The 21,297-nt window shown below is 68.6% G+C and carries 20 protein-coding genes and 5 tRNA genes; 15 read left to right on the top strand and 10 right to left on the bottom strand.

Annotated features, from left to right (window positions below; translation table 11 throughout):
• Nucleotides 1-43 precede the first annotated feature (43 nt).
• Nucleotides 44-874, top strand: coding sequence for an oxygenase MpaB family protein (locus AC0LPE_RS03850; protein WP_490605631.1), 831 nt, complete (start codon nucleotides 44-46; stop codon nucleotides 872-874).
• Between the two features lie 38 nt (nucleotides 875-912).
• Here the strand turns inward: AC0LPE_RS03850 and AC0LPE_RS03845 are convergent, their stop codons facing one another.
• Complete coding sequence (locus AC0LPE_RS03845) at nucleotides 913-1,830, bottom strand: SDR family NAD(P)-dependent oxidoreductase (RefSeq protein ID WP_145691349.1); 918 nt, start codon at nucleotides 1,828-1,830, stop codon at nucleotides 913-915.
• Nucleotides 1,831-1,912: 82 nt separating this feature from the next.
• Between AC0LPE_RS03845 and AC0LPE_RS03840 the strand changes: the two genes are divergently transcribed.
• Genes AC0LPE_RS03840 through AC0LPE_RS03810 form a run of 7 tightly spaced genes read left to right on the top strand, consistent with a single transcriptional unit; the run spans nucleotide 1,913 to nucleotide 8,296 of the window.
• A complete protein-coding gene (locus AC0LPE_RS03840) occupies nucleotides 1,913-3,382 on the top strand; it encodes an aldehyde dehydrogenase (protein ID WP_088897458.1) in 1,470 nt (489 codons plus the stop codon).
• Between the two features lie 26 nt (nucleotides 3,383-3,408).
• Nucleotides 3,409-4,158, top strand: coding sequence for an SDR family oxidoreductase (locus AC0LPE_RS03835; RefSeq protein WP_016693006.1), 750 nt, complete (start codon nucleotides 3,409-3,411; stop codon nucleotides 4,156-4,158).
• A complete protein-coding gene (locus AC0LPE_RS03830) occupies nucleotides 4,155-5,054 on the top strand; it encodes an NAD(P)-dependent oxidoreductase (protein ID WP_490605630.1) in 900 nt (299 codons plus the stop codon). The genes AC0LPE_RS03835 and AC0LPE_RS03830 overlap by 4 nt, the downstream gene beginning before the upstream one ends.
• A complete protein-coding gene (locus tag AC0LPE_RS03825; protein WP_016693004.1) occupies nucleotides 5,051-5,419 on the top strand; it encodes a carboxymuconolactone decarboxylase family protein in 369 nt (122 codons plus the stop codon). The genes AC0LPE_RS03830 and AC0LPE_RS03825 overlap by 4 nt, the downstream gene beginning before the upstream one ends.
• Nucleotides 5,416-6,525 carry a TIGR03857 family LLM class F420-dependent oxidoreductase gene (locus AC0LPE_RS03820; protein ID WP_145691351.1) on the top strand — a complete coding sequence of 370 codons (1,110 nt, stop codon included), beginning with the start codon at nucleotides 5,416-5,418 and terminating at the stop codon, nucleotides 6,523-6,525. Before AC0LPE_RS03825 ends, AC0LPE_RS03820 begins: the two co-directional genes overlap by 4 nt.
• Nucleotides 6,522-7,589, top strand: a complete 1,068-nt coding sequence (locus tag AC0LPE_RS03815; RefSeq protein WP_088897461.1) for a phosphotransferase — start codon at nucleotides 6,522-6,524, stop codon at nucleotides 7,587-7,589. The genes AC0LPE_RS03820 and AC0LPE_RS03815 overlap by 4 nt, the downstream gene beginning before the upstream one ends.
• 44 nt (nucleotides 7,590-7,633) lie before the next feature.
• Nucleotides 7,634-8,296 (top strand): class I SAM-dependent methyltransferase, encoded by a 663-nt coding sequence (locus AC0LPE_RS03810; RefSeq protein WP_016695561.1) that lies wholly within the window; start codon nucleotides 7,634-7,636, stop codon nucleotides 8,294-8,296.
• 1 nt (nucleotide 8,297) lies between these two features.
• On the opposite strand, the gene AC0LPE_RS03805 is transcribed toward AC0LPE_RS03810, so the two are convergent.
• The 8 genes from AC0LPE_RS03805 to AC0LPE_RS03770 form a co-directional block, all read right to left on the bottom strand.
• The gene (locus AC0LPE_RS03805; RefSeq protein WP_490605629.1) at nucleotides 8,298-9,389 is read right to left on the bottom strand and encodes a prenyltransferase; all 1,092 of its coding nucleotides are present in this window, start codon (nucleotides 9,387-9,389) and stop codon (nucleotides 8,298-8,300) included.
• A complete protein-coding gene (locus AC0LPE_RS03800; RefSeq protein WP_088897463.1) occupies nucleotides 9,376-10,107 on the bottom strand; it encodes a class I SAM-dependent methyltransferase in 732 nt (243 codons plus the stop codon). Before AC0LPE_RS03800 ends, AC0LPE_RS03805 begins: the two co-directional genes overlap by 14 nt.
• Nucleotides 10,101-11,339 carry a glycosyltransferase family 4 protein gene (locus AC0LPE_RS03795; protein WP_490605628.1) on the bottom strand — a complete coding sequence of 413 codons (1,239 nt, stop codon included), beginning with the start codon at nucleotides 11,337-11,339 and terminating at the stop codon, nucleotides 10,101-10,103. The genes AC0LPE_RS03800 and AC0LPE_RS03795 overlap by 7 nt, the downstream gene beginning before the upstream one ends.
• 223 nt (nucleotides 11,340-11,562) lie before the next feature.
• Nucleotides 11,563-11,636, bottom strand: a tRNA-Asp gene (locus AC0LPE_RS03790).
• A gap of 85 nt (nucleotides 11,637-11,721) precedes the next feature.
• A tRNA-Phe gene (locus AC0LPE_RS03785) sits at nucleotides 11,722-11,798 on the bottom strand.
• Between the two features lie 39 nt (nucleotides 11,799-11,837).
• Nucleotides 11,838-11,911, bottom strand: a tRNA-Asp gene (locus AC0LPE_RS03780).
• Nucleotides 11,912-11,965: 54 nt separating this feature from the next.
• Nucleotides 11,966-12,038, bottom strand: a tRNA-Glu gene (locus tag AC0LPE_RS03775).
• Nucleotides 12,039-12,138: 100 nt separating this feature from the next.
• Complete coding sequence (locus AC0LPE_RS03770) at nucleotides 12,139-12,798, bottom strand: TetR/AcrR family transcriptional regulator (protein ID WP_016695565.1); 660 nt, start codon at nucleotides 12,796-12,798, stop codon at nucleotides 12,139-12,141.
• A 296-nt stretch (nucleotides 12,799-13,094) separates the two neighbouring features.
• On the opposite strand from AC0LPE_RS03770, the gene AC0LPE_RS03765 reads away from it, so the two are divergent.
• A tRNA-Lys gene (locus tag AC0LPE_RS03765) sits at nucleotides 13,095-13,167 on the top strand.
• Between the two features lie 83 nt (nucleotides 13,168-13,250).
• Here the strand turns inward: AC0LPE_RS03765 and AC0LPE_RS03760 are convergent.
• Nucleotides 13,251-13,889 (bottom strand): hypothetical protein, encoded by a 639-nt coding sequence (locus AC0LPE_RS03760; RefSeq protein ID WP_490605627.1) that lies wholly within the window; start codon nucleotides 13,887-13,889, stop codon nucleotides 13,251-13,253.
• 185 nt (nucleotides 13,890-14,074) lie between these two features.
• Between AC0LPE_RS03760 and AC0LPE_RS03755 the strand changes: the two genes are divergently transcribed.
• From AC0LPE_RS03755 to phoU, 6 genes are all read left to right on the top strand, one after another.
• Nucleotides 14,075-14,536: a hypothetical protein gene (locus tag AC0LPE_RS03755; RefSeq protein WP_016695567.1), complete on the top strand. Its 462-nt coding sequence runs from the start codon at nucleotides 14,075-14,077 to the stop codon at nucleotides 14,534-14,536.
• An 86-nt stretch (nucleotides 14,537-14,622) separates the two neighbouring features.
• Nucleotides 14,623-15,225 (top strand): DUF937 domain-containing protein, encoded by a 603-nt coding sequence (locus AC0LPE_RS03750; protein WP_145691353.1) that lies wholly within the window; start codon nucleotides 14,623-14,625, stop codon nucleotides 15,223-15,225.
• 205 nt (nucleotides 15,226-15,430) lie between these two features.
• On the top strand, nucleotides 15,431-16,384 hold the full coding sequence (locus AC0LPE_RS03745) for an acyl-ACP desaturase (protein WP_088897468.1): 954 nt from the start codon (nucleotides 15,431-15,433) through the stop codon (nucleotides 16,382-16,384).
• A 165-nt stretch (nucleotides 16,385-16,549) separates the two neighbouring features.
• Nucleotides 16,550-17,692, top strand: coding sequence for a tRNA dihydrouridine synthase DusB (gene dusB, locus AC0LPE_RS03740; RefSeq protein WP_088897469.1), 1,143 nt, complete (start codon nucleotides 16,550-16,552; stop codon nucleotides 17,690-17,692).
• 780 nt (nucleotides 17,693-18,472) lie between these two features.
• Nucleotides 18,473-20,422: an LCP family protein gene (locus AC0LPE_RS03735; protein WP_237451077.1), complete on the top strand. Its 1,950-nt coding sequence runs from the start codon at nucleotides 18,473-18,475 to the stop codon at nucleotides 20,420-20,422.
• 85 nt (nucleotides 20,423-20,507) lie between these two features.
• Entirely contained in the window at nucleotides 20,508-21,215 is a 708-nt protein-coding gene (gene phoU, locus AC0LPE_RS03730) for a phosphate signaling complex protein PhoU (protein ID WP_016695572.1), read from the top strand.
• Nucleotides 21,216-21,297: the final 82 nt, after the last annotated feature.

Here is a 21,297-nt window from a genome sequence, read left to right as displayed (position 1 = left end):
AGTGGCATCCAACTGAACACGTCCGTCTTCAGATGGAGGGGTCATGCGGACGATCGACACTCTCGGCGACCTCGTCTCACCGCTCGGTGGCACGATCAACGCCGCCAACGTCATCATGCAGCTCGCCCATCCCGGCGTCGGCCAGGGCGTCGTCGACAGCACGGTCGACACCGGCCGCGCCGATCTCCATCCGATCAAGCGGGCCCGCACGACCGGCACCTATCTGGCGGTCGCGGTGTTCGGTAACGACGCCGACCGCGATTTCGTCCGCGAGTCGGTGCGGAAGATCCACGCCCGGGTCACCTCGTCACCCGGCGCGGAGGTCCGCTACAGCGCCAACTCCCCTGCCCTGCAGTTGTGGGTCGCCGCCTGCCTGCTCGAGTACTTCATCGACCAGCACGAGTTCCTCTACGGCCCGCTCACCGAGGAGCAGTACGCCCGGATCCTCCGCGACGGCGCGACCCTCGCGACGACACTGAACGTCCGGCCGGAGTCGTGGCCCACGACCCGCGACGAGTACGAGGAACTGTGGAAGGCCGGCGTCGCCGACATCTCCATGAACGAGCAGGTGCGCGAGTACCTCACCGAGCTCTGCAATCTCGCGTTCCTCGAGGTGCGTCTCGGACGACTGGGCCGCGGGATCCACCGGGTGCTCGGCAGGTCGTTCGAACTGATCACCCGCGGTGCACTGCCGCCGGAGTTCCGCGACCTCATGCACTACCCCTGGACCACCGACGACCAGCGGCGTTTCGACCGCTATCTCGTGGCGGTCCGGCGCCTGCACCGCGTCACGCCGTGGGTGTGGCCGCTGCTGTGGAAGGCCTATCTGCTCGATCTGCGCACGCGGCGACGCCTCGGACTGCGGGTCTTCTGAGCCCTGCCCTCACACGACGGAGCTCGTCGAGGACCGACCTATCCCGGCGCTCCCGCACGACTCGCGCCTTCCACGAGGTGGGCGAGTTCGTCGAGCGTCCAGGGCGGCGACGTGTCGTGGTCCCGCCACGCCAGCAGCGTCGGTACCGGCTTGTCGAACCGACCGACGAAACATCCGGAGCCGGCGAAGATTCCGCCGGTCACGGTCGCCGTGCCGCTCGCGAGGTAGGCGTAGAGCCGCGCCACGTACTCCGGCGGCGCCGGGTTTCGTGAGCCCTCGTAGGTGACGTCGTCGAGCAGTCCGCGCTCGTGCAGTCGCTCGATGTGCCGCTCGTACTCCGGTCCCGTCGACAACCGTGTGCGGGCTCCCGGGCACACGACGTTGGCCCGCACTCCGTGTTCGCGCAGTTCCGCGGCGATCGCTGCGGTCAGACTGTTCACCGCGCCCTTTCCGGCCGGATATCCGGTACCGCCGTAGTCGCCGAGGAACGCGAACGATCCGGTGTTGACGATCGCCCCGCTCCCCTGCGCCACGAACCGGGGCGCGAACACCCGGCACGTACGGAAGGTGCCGGTCAGATGCGAATCGATCAGGTCGTCCCACTCCTCGTCGGTGACCGTGAGGATCGACGAGCCCGGAGGTTCCGCGGTGCCGGCACAGTTGATCAGCGCGTCCGCCGCCCCGAACTCGTCGAGGGCCGCCCCGAGGAGATCCTCCGCGACCCCGGAGGCGGCCGCCGAACCGGACACTCCGATCGCACTGCCGCCCTGCGACACGAGCTCCTCCACGGTGTCGCGCACCGCCTCGGCGTCGCGGCCGTTGACCACCACCCGCGCACCCTCGTCGACGAGGGTCCGCGCCACCGCCCGTCCGATCCCCCGACTGGAGCCCGTCACGACCACGACGCGGCCCGCGAGCGGGGTCGAATTGTCCGGCCCCGAATTGTTTTCTGCCATAAGGTTCCCCGTTCACCCATTGCGCTGCCTCGAGTGCCCGAACTATAGTCCAGACACCTGTCCAGAACCGAGGGAACGTCTGATGACACTTCGCCCCACCGACAGCTCCACCCTTCTGATCGACGGCAAGCTCGTACCCGGCAGCGGAGGCACCTTCGCGATCACCGATCCGAGCACCGAAGAACTGCTCGGCCACGCGGCCGAGGGCACCGCCACCGACATGGACGCCGCGATCGCGGCCGCGCGTCGCGCCTTCGACGACACCGACTGGTCACGCGACCACGCCTTCCGAGCCCGCTGCCTCCGTCAGTTGCGCGACGCCCTGCGCGAGCACATCGAGGAACTGCGGGAGATCACCATCGCCGAGGTCGGCGCTCCCCGATTCCTCACGAGCGCCGCGCATCTCGAAGGCCCCATCGACGATCTGCTCTACTTCGCCGACCTCGCCGAAAGCTACGCGTGGAGGCAGGATCTCGGCAACGCCTCCCCCATGGGTATCCCCACCCACCGCTATCTGCTCAAGGAAGCGGTGGGGGTCGTCGGCGCGATCACGCCGTGGAACTTCCCGCACCAGATCAACTTCGCCAAGCTCGGGCCGGCTCTCGCCGCCGGGAACACCGTGGTGCTCAAGCCCGCCCCCGACACCCCGTGGTGCGCTGCCCTGGTCGGGCGGATCGCGGCCGAGGAGACCGACATCCCACCGGGAGTGCTGAACATCGTCACCTCGAGCGATCACCGCCTCGGCGCACAGCTGAGCGAGGATCCGCGCGTCGACCTGATCTCGTTCACCGGTTCCACCGCGACCGGCCGGGCCGTGATGCGCGCGGCCTCCGAGAACCTCAAGAAGGTCTTCCTCGAACTCGGCGGCAAGTCGGCGTTCATCGTCCTCGACGACGCCGACCTGCGCGGCGCCTGCTCGATGGCGGCCTTCACCGTGTGCACGCATGCCGGTCAGGGCTGCGCGATCACCACGCGACTGCTCGTTCCCCGCGAACGGTACGACGAAGCCGTGGCCCTGACCGCGAAGTCCATGAGCGGTATCCGGCCCGGCGACCCGCGCGATCCCGGCACGGTGTGCGGGCCGCTCATCTCCGAGAAGCAGCGGCAGCGCGTGGAGGGATACATCCGCCTCGCCGTCGAGGAGGGCGGCACGATCGTCACCGGCGGCGGACGCCCCGCCGAACACGAGCGCGGCTTCTTCGTCGAACCCACCCTCATCGCCGGCCTCGACAACTCCGCGCGCACAGCGCAGGAGGAGATCTTCGGCCCGGTGCTCGTGATCATTCCTCACGACGGTGACGACGACGCGATCCGCATCGCCAACGACTCCCCCTACGGCCTCTCGGGTTCGGTGTTCGGCACCGATCCGGACCGCATCGCGCGGGTCGTCGCAGGTGTACGGACCGGCACGCTGGGCGTCAACGGCGGCATCTGGTACGCCGCCGACGCCCCGTTCGGGGGCTACAAGCAGTCCGGGATCGGCCGCGAGATGGGTGTGGCCGGTTTCGAGGAGTACCTGGAGACCAAGCTCGTCGCCGAGCCCGCGAGCTGACCCGAACTTCCGAAAGGACTTTTCCGATGGCACGTTTCACCGGTCGCACCGCGATCGTCACCGGCGCCGCCCAGGGGATCGGCGAGGCGTACGCACGTGCGCTCGCCGCCGAGGGCGCAAACGTGGTGATTGCCGACATCGATGCCGAACTCGGCGAGCAGGTCGCCAAACAGATCGTCGCCGACGGCGGCATCGCGAGCTTCACCTCGGTCGATGTCTCCGACCCCGCCTCCGCCGAGGCACTCGCCGCGTCGACCGTCGAGACCTACGGCGGCATCGACCACGTGGTCAACAATGCCGCCATCTACGGCGGCATGAAACTCGATCTGCTGCTGACGGTCCCGTGGGACTACTACAAGAAGTTCATGAGCGTGAACCTCGACGGTGCCCTCAACGTCACCCGCGCGGTGTGGCCGCACATGACGAAGAACGGCGGGTCGATCGTCAACCAGTCGTCGACGGCGGCCTGGCTGTACTCGGGCTTCTACGGCCTCGCCAAGGTCGGGATCAACGGTCTCACACAGCAACTCGCCGTCGAACTCGGCGGGTCGAACATCCGCATCAACGCGATCGCCCCCGGCCCCATCGACACCGAGGCGACCCGCACCACCACCCCCGCGAACATGGTCGCCGACATGGTGAAGCAGTTGCCGCTCAAGCGCATGGGCACCCCCGACGATCTCGTCGGCATGTGCCTGTTCCTGCTCTCCGACGAGGCCGCCTGGGTCACGGGGCAGATCTTCAACGTCGACGGCGGGCAGGTGATCCGCTCGTGACCGGCCCCGCGATCGGCCGGGTCGGGTACATCGGGCTCGGCAACATGGGGGCGCCCATGGCCGAGCGGCTGCTCACCCGGCCCGGGGGCCTCACCGTGCTCGACGTGGTGCCCGAGGCGATGACCCCGTTCACCGACAAGGGTGCCGCCGCGGCGTCGAGCCCGGCGGAGCTGGCCGCCGGCTGCGATCTCGTGTGCGTGACCGTCCTCGACGACGCCCAGGTCCGCGACGTCCTGGCCGGTCCGGACGGACTGCTCGCGACGGCACGGCCCGGCACGGTCGTCGCGGTGCACTCGACGATCTCCGACACCACCGCCGTCGAACTCGCCGCGAAGTGCGCCGAGAAGGGAGTCGACTTCGTCGACGCACCCGTCAGTGGTGGCGCCGGCGGCGCGAAGAACGGCACTCTCGCGGTGATGGTCGGCGCGACCGACGACGGCTTCGCGAAGATCGAGGAACCCTTCGGCACCTTCGCGTCGCTGGTCGTGCACGCGGGTCCCGTCGGGGCGGGAACCCGGATGAAGCTCGCCCGCAACCTGCTCCACTTCATCGCGTTCACCGCGGCAACGGAGGCGCAGCGACTCGCCGAGGCCGCGAGGCTCGACATCACCGAGCTCGGCAAGGTCGTCCGGCACACCGACGCGATCACCGGCGGCGCCGGTTCGATCATGTGGCGCGACACCACATCTCCCCTCGGTGAGGACGACTCCTGGTTCCCGATCTTCTCGCGTGTGCGCGCCCTCGGCGAGAAGGATCTCGCGCTGGCTCTGGACCTCGGCGATCGACTCGGAGTCGACCTGCCGCTCGGAGCCCGGGCGCTGTCCGACCTCGGCCCCGGCCTCGGAGTCGGCACGGGAGAGATCGCACGGACCCGTTCCCGGAAGGAGCACGCATGACCGACGAGACCCGCCGCCGCGGCCTGGAGATGATGTCCAAGGTCTACGGCTGGGAGATGCAGGACGGCCCGGGCGAGCACTTCGCCGTCACCGCCGACCACCTGTTCGCGAACATCTGGACCCGTCCCGGGCTGACCATCCGCGATCGGCGACTGCTGCTGCTCGGGGCACTCACCGCGCAGGGGGCTCCCGACATCGCCGAGATCCAGATCGAGGCGGCGCTGAAGAACGACGAACTCGACGAGCAGCAGCTCCGCGAGATCGCTTTGTTCCTGTGCCACTACGTGGGCTGGCCGCTGGGCTCGAAGCTCGACAATGCAGTGGGCAGCGTGTTGCAGCGACGGAAGGCGGCGGCCCGCTCGTGAGCATCCCCGGCGGGTCCGCACCGGAGCCGGACTGTCCGGAACTCGGGTTCTACGGCCTCGCCGGGCACACCGACGACCCGAGGGCGCTGCTCGACGAGATCACCGTCGCCGAGGAGATCGGTCTCGGTTCGGTCTTCCTGTCGGAACGGTTCGACACCAAGGACGCGGCAGCGCTGGCCGGGGCGGCGGCCGCGACGAGCCGTACGCTCGGGATCGGCACCGCGGCGACCAATCCGCACACCCGCCATCCCCTCGTCACGGCGACGATGGCGACCACCCTGCATCGGTTGAGCCGCGGCCGGTACGCCCTCGGGCTCGGCCGCGGCTTCGACGTGCTGTTCGATCTCATGGGCCTGCCTCGCGTGACGTCGGCGCAGCTCGAGGACACCGTCGACCTGCTCCGGACGCTGTGGCGCGGTGAAGCGGCCGTCGATCATCATGGCCCGGCCGGCGACTTCCCGTATCTGCGACGCACCGCCGAGGGCGTCGACGGCATCCCGATCCTCATGGTCGCGCTCGGCGAGCGCACGCTCGACCTCGCGGGACGCGTGGCCGATGCCGTCGTCCTGCACACCTTCTTCACCGACGACACGCTCGCGCGCGCCGTGAAGACCGTGCGACGCGCCGCCGAGCAGGCCGGCCGCGACCCGCAGTCCGTCCGCATCTGGTCGGTCCTCGCGACCGTCGACGAGTCGATCCCCGAGGATCTCCGGTTGCGGAAACTGACCGGACGGCTCGCGACCTACCTGCAGGGCTACGGTGACGTGCTCGTCCGTGCGAACGGCTGGGACCCCCAGGTACTGCACCGCTTTCGGGACGACGCGCAGGTCCGTGCTCATTCCGGACCGATCGACGCAGCGCCGGTCGAACTGCTGATGCACATCCGGTCGTTGCTGCCCGACGAGTGGCTCGCCGCGAGCGCGACCGGCAGCGCGGCACACTGCGCGACCCGCATCGCCGACCAGTTCGACGCCGGTGCCGACAGCGTGATCCTGCACGGCGCCACACCCACCGAGCTCGCTCCGGTCGTCGCCGCGTGGCGGACGATCCGCGACCCCGAGCGTTTCGCATCCCTACCCGCCAACCCCGGCCGGAGCGCACCATGACCGATCTGTTGCTGTCGGTGGACGACCTGACTCCCGAACGACTCTCGGCCGTGCTCGGCGGCACGGTACGCACGGTGCAGGTCGAGCGGATCGGAACGGGTCAGATCGCCCTGTGTTACCGGCTCGTCCTGACCGGCGACGACGTGCCGTCCTCACTCGTCGCGAAACTCCCGTCACCCGATCCCGGGACGCGGCGGATGCTCGCCGGCGCCTATCGCGGGGAGGCACGCTTCTACAGCGACATCGAGCCGTCCGTCGCGGTGCGCACACCCACCTGCTATCACGTCGCCTCCGGTGAGGACGGCGAGTTCACCCTCCTCCTCGAGGACGCCGCACCCGCACGACCCGGCGACCAGCTCGCCGGGTGCACCGTCGACGAGGCGCACGACGCCGTCCGCAATCTCGCCGGACTGCACGGTCCCCGCTGGTGCGCACCCGATCTCCACGAATCGGACTGGCTCACCACGACGGACGCCGAGCAGGCCCGGATCCTCGCCGAGCTGTACGGTCCGGCCATCGAGACCTTCCTCGACGGTCTCGGCGACCTGATCGGCGCGGAGGACCGCGATACGCTGCGGGCCTGCGCGGAGCTCACGCAGGAGTGGGTGCTCGCGCGATCCGACCGGTTCGCGCTGCTGCACGGCGACTACCGGCTCGACAACCTCCTGTTCCCTCCCGGTGGCGAGAGCGGTGTGGTCGCGGTGGACTGGCAGACCCTGACGGTGGGACTCCCCGCCCGCGACCTCGCGTATTTCGTCGGGACGAGCCTGGAACCGGAGGTCCGGCGCGAACACGAGCAGGCCCTGGTCTCGACCTATCACCGCGCGTTGCTGTGCCACGGCGTCGAGGGCTACGGCCTCCAGCAGTGCTGGGACGACTACCGCTTCGCGATGCTGCAGGGTCCGCTCGTCGCGGTCTTCGGGTGCGCCTACGGCACGAGGACCGAGCGCGGCGACCGCATGTTCGCGGTGATGGTGAAGCGGTCGTGCGCCGCGATCCGCGAACTCGACAGTCTCACCGTCGTGTCCGGAAGCATCGGACGCCGCGACCGGTCGGTAGGGTGACTCGGGATACACCGCATCACGCGAGAAGAACGGAGATCCATCCGATGTCCCGCACCACCCTGCCCCGCGAGGCGATCGAACTCGCCGAGGCGACACCGGGTTTCATGCCCCAGGACGAGGGAACCGCACTGCACGAGGCTGCGGTGCAGTATCTCGGTGACGGCGTCGGCGTCGAGATCGGCACCTACTGCGGCCGCTCGACCGTGTATCTCGGCGCTGCGGCCAAGGCGACCGGCGGCACCATCGTCACCGTCGACCACCACCACGGTTCGGAGGAGCACCAGCCCGGCTGGGAGTACCACGATGCGTCACTGGTCGACCCGCACACCGGTCGGCTCGACACCGTCGGCGCTCTCCGGCACACCCTCGCCGACGGCGACCTCGAATCGCACGTCGTCGCGGTGGTCGGCAATTCTCCTGTGGTGGCGTCGTTCTGGCGCACCCCGGCCTCGTTCGTGTTCATCGACGGCGGGCACAGCAGCGAGGCAGCCCGGGCGGACTACGACGGCTGGGCGAAATGGGTGCGCATCGGCGGCGCCCTGATCATCCACGACGTCTTCCCCGACCCGAAGGACGGCGGCCGGCCCCCGTACGAGATCTACTGTCTCGCACTGGAGAGCGGCGAGTTCGTCGAGAAATCGGTGACGTCCTCGCTGCGGGTTCTCGAACGCACCGCCGGCACGGTCGGCTCCCTGCCCGGCAGCTGAACTACGGGACGAGCACCTGGCAGCGCTCGGTGCAGCGGTCGGCGCCCACCTGATCGGCGGGTGCCGCCGCATCCCGGAAGATCGCGCTTCCGCCCGTCGTGCGCGAGAGCGCGTCGGCGGCGAGGATCACCGCTGCGCTGGTCCAGGAACTGACCTCCACCGGCCAACGCTTGCCGTCGGCGTAGACCAGACCGGTCCAGTACGAACCGTCCGGGTCGCGCAGATGCTGCATGGCCGCGAACAATTCACGGGCACGCCCGGCGTGGCCGAGGGCGTCGAGCGCCAGGACCAGTTCGCACGTCTCGGCCCCGGTGACCCACGGACGATGGTCGACGCACCGGATCCCGAGACCGTCGACGACGAAATCCGACCAGCGCTCGCGGATCCGTTCGTGCGCATCGGTGCCGCGCACCGCTCCCCCGAGGATCGGGTAGTACCAGTCCATCGAGTACTCGGGCTTGGGCGTGAACGCCTCGGGGTGCCGACGCAGAGCGTGGCCGAGACGGATCAGCGCGACCTCCCATTCGGGTTGCGCCTCACCGATCAGGTCGGCGATCCGCAGACCGCACCACAGACTCTGGTGGATGCTCGAACAACCTGTGAGCAGCGCTTCGTCGAACATCCCGCCGTCGCCTCGCGCCCACGAGATCTGGCCGCCCGGCAACTGCATGTCGACCACGAGGTCGAGCGCAGCACGCACCGTCGGCCACATGTGCTCGACGAACCCGCGATCGCCCGTCACGAGGTGGTGGTGCCATACGCCCACGGCGATGTAGGCGGTGAAATTGCTGTCGGTGTCGTGGTTCTCGACGATGTCGCCGCGGAACTGGATGGGCCACGACCCGTCGGCACGCTGCGTCCGCCGTGACCACTCGAAGGCGGCGTCCGCCTCTTCACGTAAACCGATGGCGGTCAACGCCATCGCGGATTCGATGTGATCCCACGGGTCGATGTGCCCACCGGGGAACCACGGGACGGCGCCCGAGGGCTCCTGCATCCGCGCGATGGCCCGGCCCGTCGCCAGGCTCTGTTCCGGCGACAGCACACCCGGCACCGACGGCACCGTCAGGCGCGCGGATTCACCGTGCCGCACCGGCGTTTCCCGGCTTCTCGAGGTAGAACACGACACTCTTCCCGATGACGGGATCGAGGATCTTCTCGGCCGTGCGGGTGACCCACGGGGCCTTCATGAGATCCCAGACCAACAGCCGGTGGTACGCCTTCGTCAGCGGATTGTCGTCGTTGTCGACGCCGACGGCGCACTTGAGCCACCAGTACGGCGCGTGCAGCGCGTGGGCGTGGTCGGTACCCGAGACCGTGAGACCGGCGGCGGTGAGTTTCGCGGCGAGTTCGTCGGCCTTGTAGATGCGGATGTGCCCGCCCTCCACCTCGTGGTAGGCGTCCGACAGTGCCCAGCAGATCTTCTCCGGCAGCCAGCGCGGCACGGTTACGGCCGCGACACCACCGGGCTTGAGGACCCGGACGAGTTCGGCGATGGCCCGCTCGTCCTCCGGCACGTGCTCGAGCACCTCGGAGATGAGCACGAGATCGAAGGTCGCGTCGTCGTAGGGCAGCGCGAGCGCGTCGCCGACCTCGGCCCGGGCGAGCGCACCCTCGGGGACCTCGCCTTCGAGTTCCATCGCGACGAACATGTCGGCGACGGCCTTCATGTCGTCGGCGTTCTGGTCGAAGGCGACGACGTCCGCGCCGCGGCGGTACAGCTCGAAGGAGTGGCGCCCCGCGCCGGCCCCGATGTCGAGAGCGCGTATCCCCGGTACGACGCCCAGGCGGTCGAAGTCGACGGTCAGCATCCGTTCTTCCCCTCTCGATGCGCGGCGATCGCCTTGTCGTAGATCGCGGCGGTCTGCGCGGCCACGGCCGCCCAGCTGTAGCGTTCGAGCACACGGTCGCGGCCCTTCGCGCCGAGACGACGGCGCTCGGCCGGGTCGTCGAGCAGACCCGCGAGTCCTGCTGCGAGTTGTTCGGCGTCGCCCGGGGGCACCAGGAGACCGGCGTCCCCGACGACCTCGGGGATCGCGCCGGCGCGGCTCGCGACGAGCGGTGTTCCGCACGACATCGCCTCGACGGCCGGCAACGAGAATCCCTCGTACAGCGACGGCACCGCCGCGATCTCGGCGGAGGCGAGCAGGTCGGTGAGCTCGGTGTCGTCGATCCCGGAGACGGTGCGCACGACGTCGCCGATCGCGAGTTCGTCGATGAGCTTCTCGGTGGCGCCGCCCGGGGCGAGCTTCGAGACGAGGACCAGTTCGACCTCGCGTTCGGTGCGCAGCTTCGCGACCGCCTCGAGCAGGGTGGGAACACCCTTGAGCGGGGCGTCGGCGCTCGCGACGCAGACGACCCGACCGGGCACACGCTCGTCCTGCCGGGGCGCGAACACCTCCGTGTTCACGCCGAGCGGGATCGTGTGGATGCGTTCGGATTCGATCCCGAAGGCCGTGCGGATGTCGTCGGCCGAGTTCTCCGACACCGTGAGCAGGGTGGGGATCCGCCGGGCCACCTTCTCCTGCATGCGCAGGAATCCGTACCAGCGCCGGAGCGTGATCCTGCGGCGGAGGGTGGTCGCGGAGGCGAGATCGAGTTCGCGGTCGCGGGTGATCGGATGGTGGATCGTCGCGACGAGGGGAAGGTCCTCGGCGATGCGCAGCAACCCGGACGCGAGCGACTGGTTGTCGTGCACGACGTCGAAGTCGCCGAGGCGGTCGCGCAGCAGACGTGCGGCGCGCAGGCCGAAGGTGCGCGGTTCGGGGAATCCGGCGGTCCACATGGTGGCGACCTCGAGGACGTCGATCCAGTCGCGGTACTCGCCCGGCTTCGGGGTGCGGAACGGATCGTCGTCGCGGTAGAGGTCGAGACTGGGCACCTTCGTGAGCGTCACGCCGGGGTCGAGCTCGGGGTAGGGCTGCCCGGAGAACACCTCGACGGTGTGTCCCTGGGCGACGAGTTCGCGACTGAGATGGCGAACGTAGACCCCCTGACCCCCACAATGCGGCTTGCTCCGGTACGACAACAGAGCTACGCGCACATTCCACCTCGGGGTTCGCTCGGAGGGCCAGGTCGCTCGGACAGATGTCCACTAGTTGTGTAGGGCACACACTAGAACATGTTTTGTGTCCTCACGATAGCGAGCCGCACCGCGTCCGGTGCGGATCGGCGATCCGAGTGGGACCGCGAGAAGGCATCGGCCTGCGAACGGGTGACGACGACGAAGCCCCGGTATCGATGTGATACCGGGGCTTCGCCTGGAGCGACCCTGACGGGACTCGAACCCGCGACCTCCGCCGTGACAGGGCGGCGCGCTAACCAACTGCGCCACAGGGCCATGAGGAACCGGAGTTCCCACAGCTCGACCCACCGTAACCGGTGGGTCGAAGATATGAAATTGATGGTTGTTCGCCGGACAACCGTGGTGGCCAGGGCCGGGATCGAACCGGCGACCTTCCGCTTTTCAGGCGGACGCTCGTACCAACTGAGCTACCTGGCCGGACGGCACCCGAACCGAATGCCGATCGAAACTCTGGAGCGACCCTGACGGGACTCGAACCCGCGACCTCCGCCGTGACAGGGCGGCGCGCTAACCAACTGCGCCACAGGGCCATACATATTCACTTCTCACACCAAGATACTGCACACTTCGACGAGGTCGAAGCGTACCCCCTACGGGATTCGAACCCGCGCTACCGCCTTGAAAGGGCGGCGTCCTAGGCCGCTAGACGAAGGGGGCCCGATCGGATTTCTCCGAACCGCACCCTCAACGGGTTTGGCGTTCCGTTGGGAGCTTGGACAGCTTATGCCACGGCATTCGCGAATCACAAATCAGCAGGTCAAGTGGCCGATTCGTCGTTGTCGGGTCTGCTCGGCCAGCCCTTCTCCCGCCATTGCGCGAGCCACTGCTCCGACGCCATCGCTTCGAGCGGTACCTCCACGCAGGCCTCGAAGCGTGCGCGGACGTCGGTCTCCGGCGACGTGAGGTCGGCGAGATAGCGCTGACCGGCGAGCGACGACGCGATCGCCTCGACGAAACGCTGGAGGTCGACATCGGGCCGGAACAGGCCCTTCTCCTGCGCTTCGCGTGCCAGTTGATAGCCGGCCCGTCCCCACAGGACGCTGCCGCGCAGCCTGACCTCCTCCGCGAACTCGGGTTCGGTGACCAGACGGAACTCCGCGGCGATGACCACGTCGTCGTGCAGGGCCGCACCGAGATCACCGACGAGACCGTGCAGCCGCTCGAAGGGGTCGAGATCGGGGACGTCCATCCACCTGCCGACGATGGCGCGGTAATGCTCGAGCCCTTCGTCGAGTACCGCCCGGGCCAGATCCTCCTTGGACGCGAAGTGGAAGTACATCGCACCCTTGGTGGCGTTCGACTGCTCGAGGATGGCGTTGATCGATGCTGCGGCGAAACCTCGCCGCGCGAATTCGGTGGCTGCCGATCGGACGATCGCAGCCCGCGTACGACGCGCACGCTCCTGTTGACGGGGCATGGGGAAATTCAGCCTTCCACGTTCCTGTGTTCCCCCACGAGACAACTCTAGTCTGCCCCCACAATCCCGGCTCCGGGCCGTGTTCCACCGGGTGAAACGTGAAATCCCACCCCCGGTACCCAGGTTTCCACAGAACACACCGAGTGGTACGCTTTGTCCGGCTCGGGTGCGAAGCAGGGGGTGGGCACCCGGGCCTCTTTCCATTGGTCACCGGCAGCGTCCGCACCGCCGGATGTCCGATATCATCGATCGCGCAGCGTGGCTCACCGTGCGGTGTGGTTACACTGTGCGCCCATGCCCCTATAGCTCAGTTGGTAGAGCTACGGACTTTTAATCCGCAGGTCGTAGGTTCGAGCCCTACTGGGGGCACCGGCAACGCCGGCGTCGTACGCGACGCCGGCGTTCGTCGTTCCGGGACGTTCCGGGTTCTTCGTCGTAGTCCGGGTCCTTCGTCAGAGACGGTGGGAACCGGGCGGGACGTCGTCGGTGTGCCGGCCGAGTTCCTTCTCCGCGTCACGGCGCGCTTCGAGCCGTTCCTGTTCGATCCGGCGCTGTTCGAGGTCCGTGCGGGCCTGCTTCAGATCCCGTCCGCGCTTGCGGTAGCGGGTGAGCGCGACGACGAAGATCACCGCGAGCAGGGCTCCGACGATCGCACCGATCAACGTGGCGCCGCGGAAACCCGGCGCGTCCACGTCGAGGATCCGCTCCCCCGCGTGCGCACCGTTCCCCGTGCCCAGCACGACCGCCAGGGTCATGAGGTTCGGCAGGGCGACCACCAGCGCGAGCACAGCGAAGGTGATCTGCAGCCCGCGGTGGTACTTCCAGTTGCGGACCTGCCAGATCCACGCGAGCAGCGCGATGGGGATCGCCGTGCAGAGGATGCCGAAGAGCAGACCCCACAGCACTCCGCGCGCGAAGCCGCCCTCGGCGAGGTTTGCGATCCGCTGCGCCCACCAGCGAGGAACGAACGCCGCCAGGGTGTAGTAGGCGATGACGAGCACGATCAGCGCCACGACCACGGCGATGGTCTTCTTCGCCCACGGCGGCAAGCCTTTCCGCGAACCCGCTTCGTCGACATTCATGTCCGTCATTTCGAACCTTCCTGGCCGATCGGTAGGTGCACCTGCCGTGCGCATCTCAGCCTACGGACCACCGCATTCGGAGCAGTGCATTCGGGCAGGTCTCTTCGCACTGCGAATTTCACCCGGTGCGGTTGCCCGTCTTTGTATACGGTGAGCCGCAGGGGTAATCGAACGTTCATCGTCCGGGGAGGAACATGCGCAGTTTCGTGGACCTGGGCCTGTTCCTGGCCGCCGTCGCTCTGGGAATCGGGTCGGTGTTGCCGGTGGTCGGCGGGATACGACCCACCGAAATTCCCCTGTCGGCGCTGCGCGACGGTTTCCCCGACGGCGACCTGGCCGGTGTCGCGGTCCCGGGTCTGCCGCTGTACGAGTCCCTCGCGGTACCGCTGGTCGTGGCCGCGGTCCTGCTCCTCGCCGCCGCACTGTTCGATTCGGTGGCCGTCGGCTGGGCCGGGACGCTGATCGGTGTCGCGACGGCGGCGGTGTTCTGGACGCGCCTGTTCCAGACCCACGGCGAGTACGTCGAACTCAATCGCAGTACGACACTGACCAATCAGAACGGGACCGTGCTCCTGCTCAGCGGCACGCTCGTCGCGCTGCTGTGCTGCCTCATCGCGCTGCGCCGTTCGTCGACGAGCGCCGCCTCGCTCGATTGACGCCTCCCGCTGGAACGAGCCTCGTCCCGATACTCTCTCGGCACCGGGTGGCCGCTTCGGGGCACCCACGAGTCAAGGCAGGAACGATGGCAAGTCTCGACGATCTGATGGCCCGCATTCCCGTCGACCAGGTGGCGCAGCGGCTCGGTGTCGACAACGCGACGGCGGAGACGGCCGTCCGCGCAGCGCTCCCCACCCTCGTCGGTGGTCTCGACGCCAACGCCCAGAACCCGACCGGGGAGGCGTCGCTGCTCTCCGCGCTGGGCAAGCACTCCGAGTCGAACCTGGCCGAGGGCACGGTCGACGTCGACGGGATCGACACCGAGGACGGCGACAGGATCGTCTCCAACGTCTTCGGCGACAAGAAGGACCAGGTGATCTCGACCCTCGGTTCCGTGAACGGCGCCGGCGGGAACGATCTGATCGCCAAGGTCCTGCCGATCATCGCCCCCATCGTGCTGTCCTATCTCGCCAAGCAGATCGGCGGCGGGGCGGGAACGAACACCGCGAGCGCCCCGCAGGGCGGCGGTCTCGCAGATCTCCTCGGGGGTCTGCTGAAGAACGCCGGTGGCGGATCGGCCGGCTCCGGTGGCGGAATCGGTGACGTCCTCGGCAGCGTGCTCGGCGGCAGTTCGGGTGGTGGACTCGGGGGCCTCCTCGGTGGACTTCTCGGTGGCGGCAAGCGCTGAGACCCGCTGGAGCAGCACGTTCCGCTCGCCCGTGTGATACGGCACGAGCGGGACGGTGCTGTCGTCGGGCGGTTCGGACCTGTACCGTGATCCGGGCGAGTATGGGGGGCCACCGGCGCACCGCGTGCCGCGGCGACGAACGGCCGGGCTCCCCTCCTCCGTAGGCCGGCGGAGTACACGGACACGATGTGAGGGGTAGAAGAGCATGACGCGAGTCCTGACTCAACTGGAGCTGCTGCGAGAGCTGGAGCCTGTGGCCGAAGCGAACCTCAACCGGCATCTCTCGATGGCGAAGGACTGGCATCCCCACGACTACGTGCCGTGGGACGAGGGCCGGAACTTCGCCGCGATGGGCGGTGTCGACTGGGAACCGGAGCAGTCGAAGCTCGACGAGGTCGCCAAGGCGGCCATGATCACCAACCTGCTCACCGAGGACAATCTGCCCTCCTACCACCGGGAGATCGCCGAGAGCTTCTCTCGCGACGGCGCCTGGGGTACCTGGGTCGGCCGGTGGACGGCGGAGGAGAACCGCCACGGCATCGTCATGCGCGACTACCTGGTCGTCACGCGCGGTGTCGATCCCGTCGCACTCGAGAACGCCCGCATGGAGCACATGACGAACGGCTTCTCGTCCCCCAACTCGACCGGCATGCTCCACTCCGTCGCCTACGTGACCTTCCAGGAACTCGCGACCCGCGTGTCGCACCGCAACACCGGCCGTGCCTGCGACGACTCGATCGCCGACAAGATGCTCCAGCGCATCGCCGCCGACGAGAACCTGCACATGATCTTCTACCGGAACATCTGCGACGCGGCGATCGACATCGCTCCGGCCCAGACGCTCGCCGCGATCGTCGAGGTGCTCGAGAACTTCCAGATGCCCGGCGCCGGCATGCCGAACTTCCGTCGCAACGGCGTGCTCATGGCCAAGCACGGCATCTACGACCTGCGTCAGCACCTCGACGACGTCGTGATGCCGGTGCTGCGCAAGTGGAGGATCTTCGAGCGCGATCTCGGCAGCGAGGCGCAGCAGGATCTCGACAAGCTCGGCAACTTCCTCGACGAACTGGGACGTCAGGCCGGGCGGTTCGAGGAGATGCGCGATCGCTCCCTCGCCCGTGAGGCCGCCAAGCGCGAGAAGGTCGGCGCGGACGCCTGAGTCCCATGTGTGCGGACGCCTGAGTCCGGATGCACACCGCCGCCGAGTCCGGCGGAGGTTATCCTGTGCCCGGTGCCGGTTTCGGTACCGGGCACAGCCGTTTCCGCGGCCCACCAGTGACGGGCACGCTATTTCTTTGTCACACAACGTTTTCCAGAGGTACCCATGTCATCCCTCCGTATCGGTCCGCTCGAACTGAACAGCCCGGTCGTGCTGGCGCCGATGGCGGGAGTGACGAACGTCGCATTCCGCACGCTGTGCCGCGAACTCGAACTCGAACGGGCTGGCAGCACGTCGGGCCTGTACGTGTGCGAGATGGTCACCGCCCGTGCCCTCGTCGAGCGGCACCCGGTCACCATGCACATGACGACCTTCGGCCCCACCGAGACACCACGGTCGCTGCAGCTGTACACCGTCGATCCCGACACCACCTACGCCGCGGCGAAGATGATCGTCGACGAGAACCTCGCCGACCACATCGACATGAACTTCGGATGCCCGGTGCCGAAGGTGACCCGCAAGGGCGGAGGGTCGGCCCTCCCCTACAAGCGCCGGTTGTTCGGGCAGATCGTCGCGGCCGCCGTCCGCGCCACCGAGGGCACCGACGTCCCGGTCACGGTCAAGTTCCGCATCGGGATCGACGACGAACACCACACGCACCTCGACGCCGGTCGCATCGCGGCCGCCGAGGGTGCCGCCGCCGTGGCCCTCCACGCCCGGACCGCTGCGCAGCGGTATTCGGGAGCGGCCGACTGGGACGAGATCGCCCGGCTGAAGGAGCACGTCACCGACGTGCCCGTGCTCGGCAACGGCGACATCTTCGACGCCTCCGACGCCGAGAAGATGATGGCGCAGACCGGTTGCGACGGCGTCGTCGTCGGTCGTGGCTGCCTCGGACGCCCGTGGTTGTTCGCCGAACTGAGCGCCGCGCTCGGTGGTCGCACGATCCCCACCCCGCCGAATCTCGGTGAGGTGACGCAGATCATGCGCCGGCACGCCGAACTTCTCGCCGACCACCACGGCGAAGACCGCGGCCTGCGCGACATGCGCAAGCACATCGCCTGGTATCTGCGTGGTTTCCCGGCGGGTTCGGAGATCCGCAACGGCCTCGCCCGGGTGTCGACGCTCGCCGAGCTCGACGATCTGCTGGGCAAACTCGACCACGACGTGCCCTTCCCCGCCGATGCCGAAGGCCCGCGGGGCCGTCAGGGCTCCCCGAGCAGCGTCGCACTGCCCGACGGCTGGCTCGACGATCCCGAGGACACCTGCGTGCCCGAGGGCGCCGACATGATGCACTCGGGCGGGTAACCCGTCCCGGCACGTGGTTCCGGACGACAGACGGATCGACCGATGGATGTCGTGCGACACAGCCGCGTCACGGTCACATGCAACAGACGATCAGTATCATTGCGGAGTCCTCGCGACGGTCGCCCGTGAGCGATCACGTGGACGACGACGGATGACGAGGCGGTACGACCGCGGAAAGAGCAGGTATCGGTGGACGAGGAGCACGAGACAGGATCCCCGGATCCTCGCGCTCCCTGGGAAAGGCCGATAGCCGACAGCAGCTACCGCGAATCCCGCTCGTCCCGCCGCAGCCGCTCGGGTGGAGTGCACCGCTCCGACGACACCGATGACGATTCGCGTCGTCACGAGAGCGCACGCAACCGCCGTGCCGCGGACTCGGACGATCCGGAGCAGCTCACCGTCGCCGAACTGCTCGACAAGATGGGACGCCGATCCGATCCGTCCCCTCGATCGGATCCGCCCACCGACCCGCCTCCTGCCGATCCGCCGCACACGTCCACCTCGTCGCTGCCCCCGGCCCGTCCCCGTGACCCGGAATCCGCCCGGCACGTCGCGCCCGAGGAGACCGGACGCGCGGAGCTCCCGCGCAGGACGCCGCCCCCGGCTGCTCCGCCGACTCCTTCGGGACCGCCCACGCCTCCGGTACCGCCGACCTCTTCGGGCCCGCCGACCACGGTCGTACCGCCGGTGCAGCCCGGCGCTTCCCGGGTGCCTCCGGGGCCGTCCCGGCCCCGGCCGCCGGAGAATCCCGTCCCGCCGCGCACCCAGGCGCCGGACCGGATGGCCGGATCTCCCTCTCCTCCCCCTTCGGTACCGTCTGCGCCGCCCGCGCGTCCGGTGCCCCCCGCGGATTCCCGCCCCGTGTCTCCTGCGGACTCGCGTCCGGTGTCTCCTGCGGACTCGCGTCCGGTGTCTCCTGCGGACTCGCGTCCGGTGCCTCCCGCGGACTCGCGCCCCGCACCGCCGGCGGAGCCGCGTCCCCCGATCGAGCCGCGACCGGCGCCTCCCGTCGGGTCGCCGCAGACGCCTCCTCCGCGACAGCAACCGCCTATCGCGGACGAACAGCCGACCGTCAAGATCGACGCGGTGTCCCCCGCGGGTGTTGCATCGCACGCCGAGGACGAGAACGACGACAAGGCGACGGACGAGAAGGCGCACGGCTCCGCTCGGCCGCGCACGGTGGGCAATGCGACCCTCGGCCGGCTCGCGCAGAGCAAACAGCGCAAGCGGAAGCGTCTGAGGTTCGCGGCGAGAGCGGCGGTGGCGTTCGTCTCGGTCCTCGCGCTCCTCGGCAACGGCGCGGTGTGGGGATACGTCCGGTCCACGGAGGCCGGCTTCTCCCAGATCGCCGCGCTCGACACCGAGTCGGAGGACATCGTCGACCCGGTCGGTCAGACCGGCGACGAGACCTATCTGATCATCGGCACCGACACCCGCGCCGGTGCGAGCGGTGAGATCGGCGCCGGAACCGTCGAGGACGCCGAGGGCGCTCGTGCCGACACCGTCATCCTCGTCAACATCCCCGCCGACCGCAGCCGCGTGGTCGCGGTGTCGTTCCCCCGGGATCTGGATGTCGAGCGACCGGTCTGCCGCGGATGGGACAGCGCGACCGGCGAATACGATTCCGAGCTGTATCCGGCCGCCGAAGGCGACAAGCTCAATGCCACCTACGCCCTCGGCGGACCGAAGTGCCTGGTCAAGGTGATCCAGAAGATGTCCGGGCTGAAGATCGGCCACTTCGTGGGCATCGACTTCGCCGGCTTCGAATCGATGGTCGACGAGATCGGCGGTGTCGAGGTGTGCACCTCCATACCGTTGTACGACAACGAACTCGGTTCCCTGATCGAGACTCCCGGCACCCACACGCTCGACGGCAAACGGGCACTCGACTACGTCCGTGCCCGCAAGATCGACCAGGAGGGCAACAGCGACTACGGCCGGATCAGCCGGCAGCAGAAGTTCCTGTCGTCGCTGCTGCGCTCGACGTTGTCGAACAAGGTGCTGTTCGACCCCGGGAAGCTCAACGGCTTCATCGGCGCCTTCACTCGCGCGACCTTCGTCGAGAACGTCAACGCCGAGTCGCTCGTCAAGCTCGGACGTTCGATGCAGAACGTCGAGGCGGGTGCGGTGTCCTTCCTGACCATCCCCACGGCCGGCACCAACGACTGGGGCAACGAGATCCCGCGCACCGACGACATCAAGGCGATCTTCACCGCGATCATCGACGATCTCCCGCTGCCGGGTGAGAAGCGGGAGGAGGACCCGACGGAGGTCGCGGCCGCTCCCCCGGCCGAACCGCTGCCCGCGCAGCTCGCGGTGGATCCGTCGACGGTGTCGGTGCAGGTCTCGAACGCGTCGGGTCTGTCCGGACTGGCGGCCCGCACCGCCGAGGAGGTCGCCGCCTACGGTTTCCCGGTCTACTCGGTGGGCAACTACGCCTCCGGGACGAGCAAGCAGACCGTGATCCGCTTCAGCGAAGGCCAGGAGACCGACGCCGCGACCGTGGCCTCGGCCTTCCCCGGCGCGGTACTGCAGGAGGCTCCACCTTCGGCCCAGCTGGGCAGCATCGTGGAGATCGTCCTGGGCACCAGTTTCGACGGCACCGTCGTCGCTCCCACCCCGGCGGGCACGCCGCTCGCCCCGATGGAGATCCAGACCCGGTCGGAATCGTCGGTCGAGCTCCCCGCCGATCTCGCGATCACCAACGCCGCCGACGATCTGTGCACGTAGACACCACTGTTCGGCCGTCGACGTTCACCTGTGGTTCATCCGATGCTCGCCGTTCGGACCGATCGAGGTCGTAGGCTGTGCCATTATGCGCGTCGTCTACAACGAACAGATGGGCGAACTCGGTGATCTCCTCGGGGAGATGGCCGGGCTCGCCGGGACCGCGATGGAGCGGTCCACCAGAGCTCTTCTCGAAGCCGATCTCGCTCTCGCCGAGCAGGTGATCGACGAGCACGAGAAGATCACCGATCTCGGCGCGATCTGCGAGGAGAAGGCGTTCCAGTTGCTCGCCCTGCAGGGTCCGGTCGCCGGCGATCTGCGTGCCGTCGTCAGCGGCATCCAGATCGTGGCCGACATCGACCGCATGGGTGCGCTCGCACTGCACATCGCGAAGGCGACGCGCCGACGTCATCCCAAGCACGTGCTCCCCGACGAGGTGAAGGGTTACTTCGCCGAGATGGGACGGATCGCGGTGGCGCTCGGCGCCGCCACACGCGAGATCCTCGAGACCCGTGATCCCGCCCGGGCCGCCCGCCTCCACCACGAGGACGAGGCGATGGACGACCTGCACCGTCATCTGTTCACCGTGCTCATGGACCGCGAATGGGACCACGGGGTCGCGGCCGCCGTCGACGTCACCCTGCTCGGCCGCTTCTACGAGCGGTTCGCCGATCACGCCGTCGAGGTGGGCCGCCGCGTCATCTTCCTCGTGACGGGCAAGCTCCCCACCGAGGAGGAGATCCGTCAGCTCGTGGAGAAGGTGGACAGTCTGACCGTCTACCCGGAGAACCCCTGAGCCCAGGAACTACCGAGCCCAGGACCAGCGCACGAACGACGAGACCCCGACCGGACGGATCCGGTCGGGGTCTCGCGTATGC

The organism is Rhodococcus sp. S3 (assembly GCF_058211795.1).
This window is presented reverse-complemented; position numbering and strand designations above follow the sequence as displayed.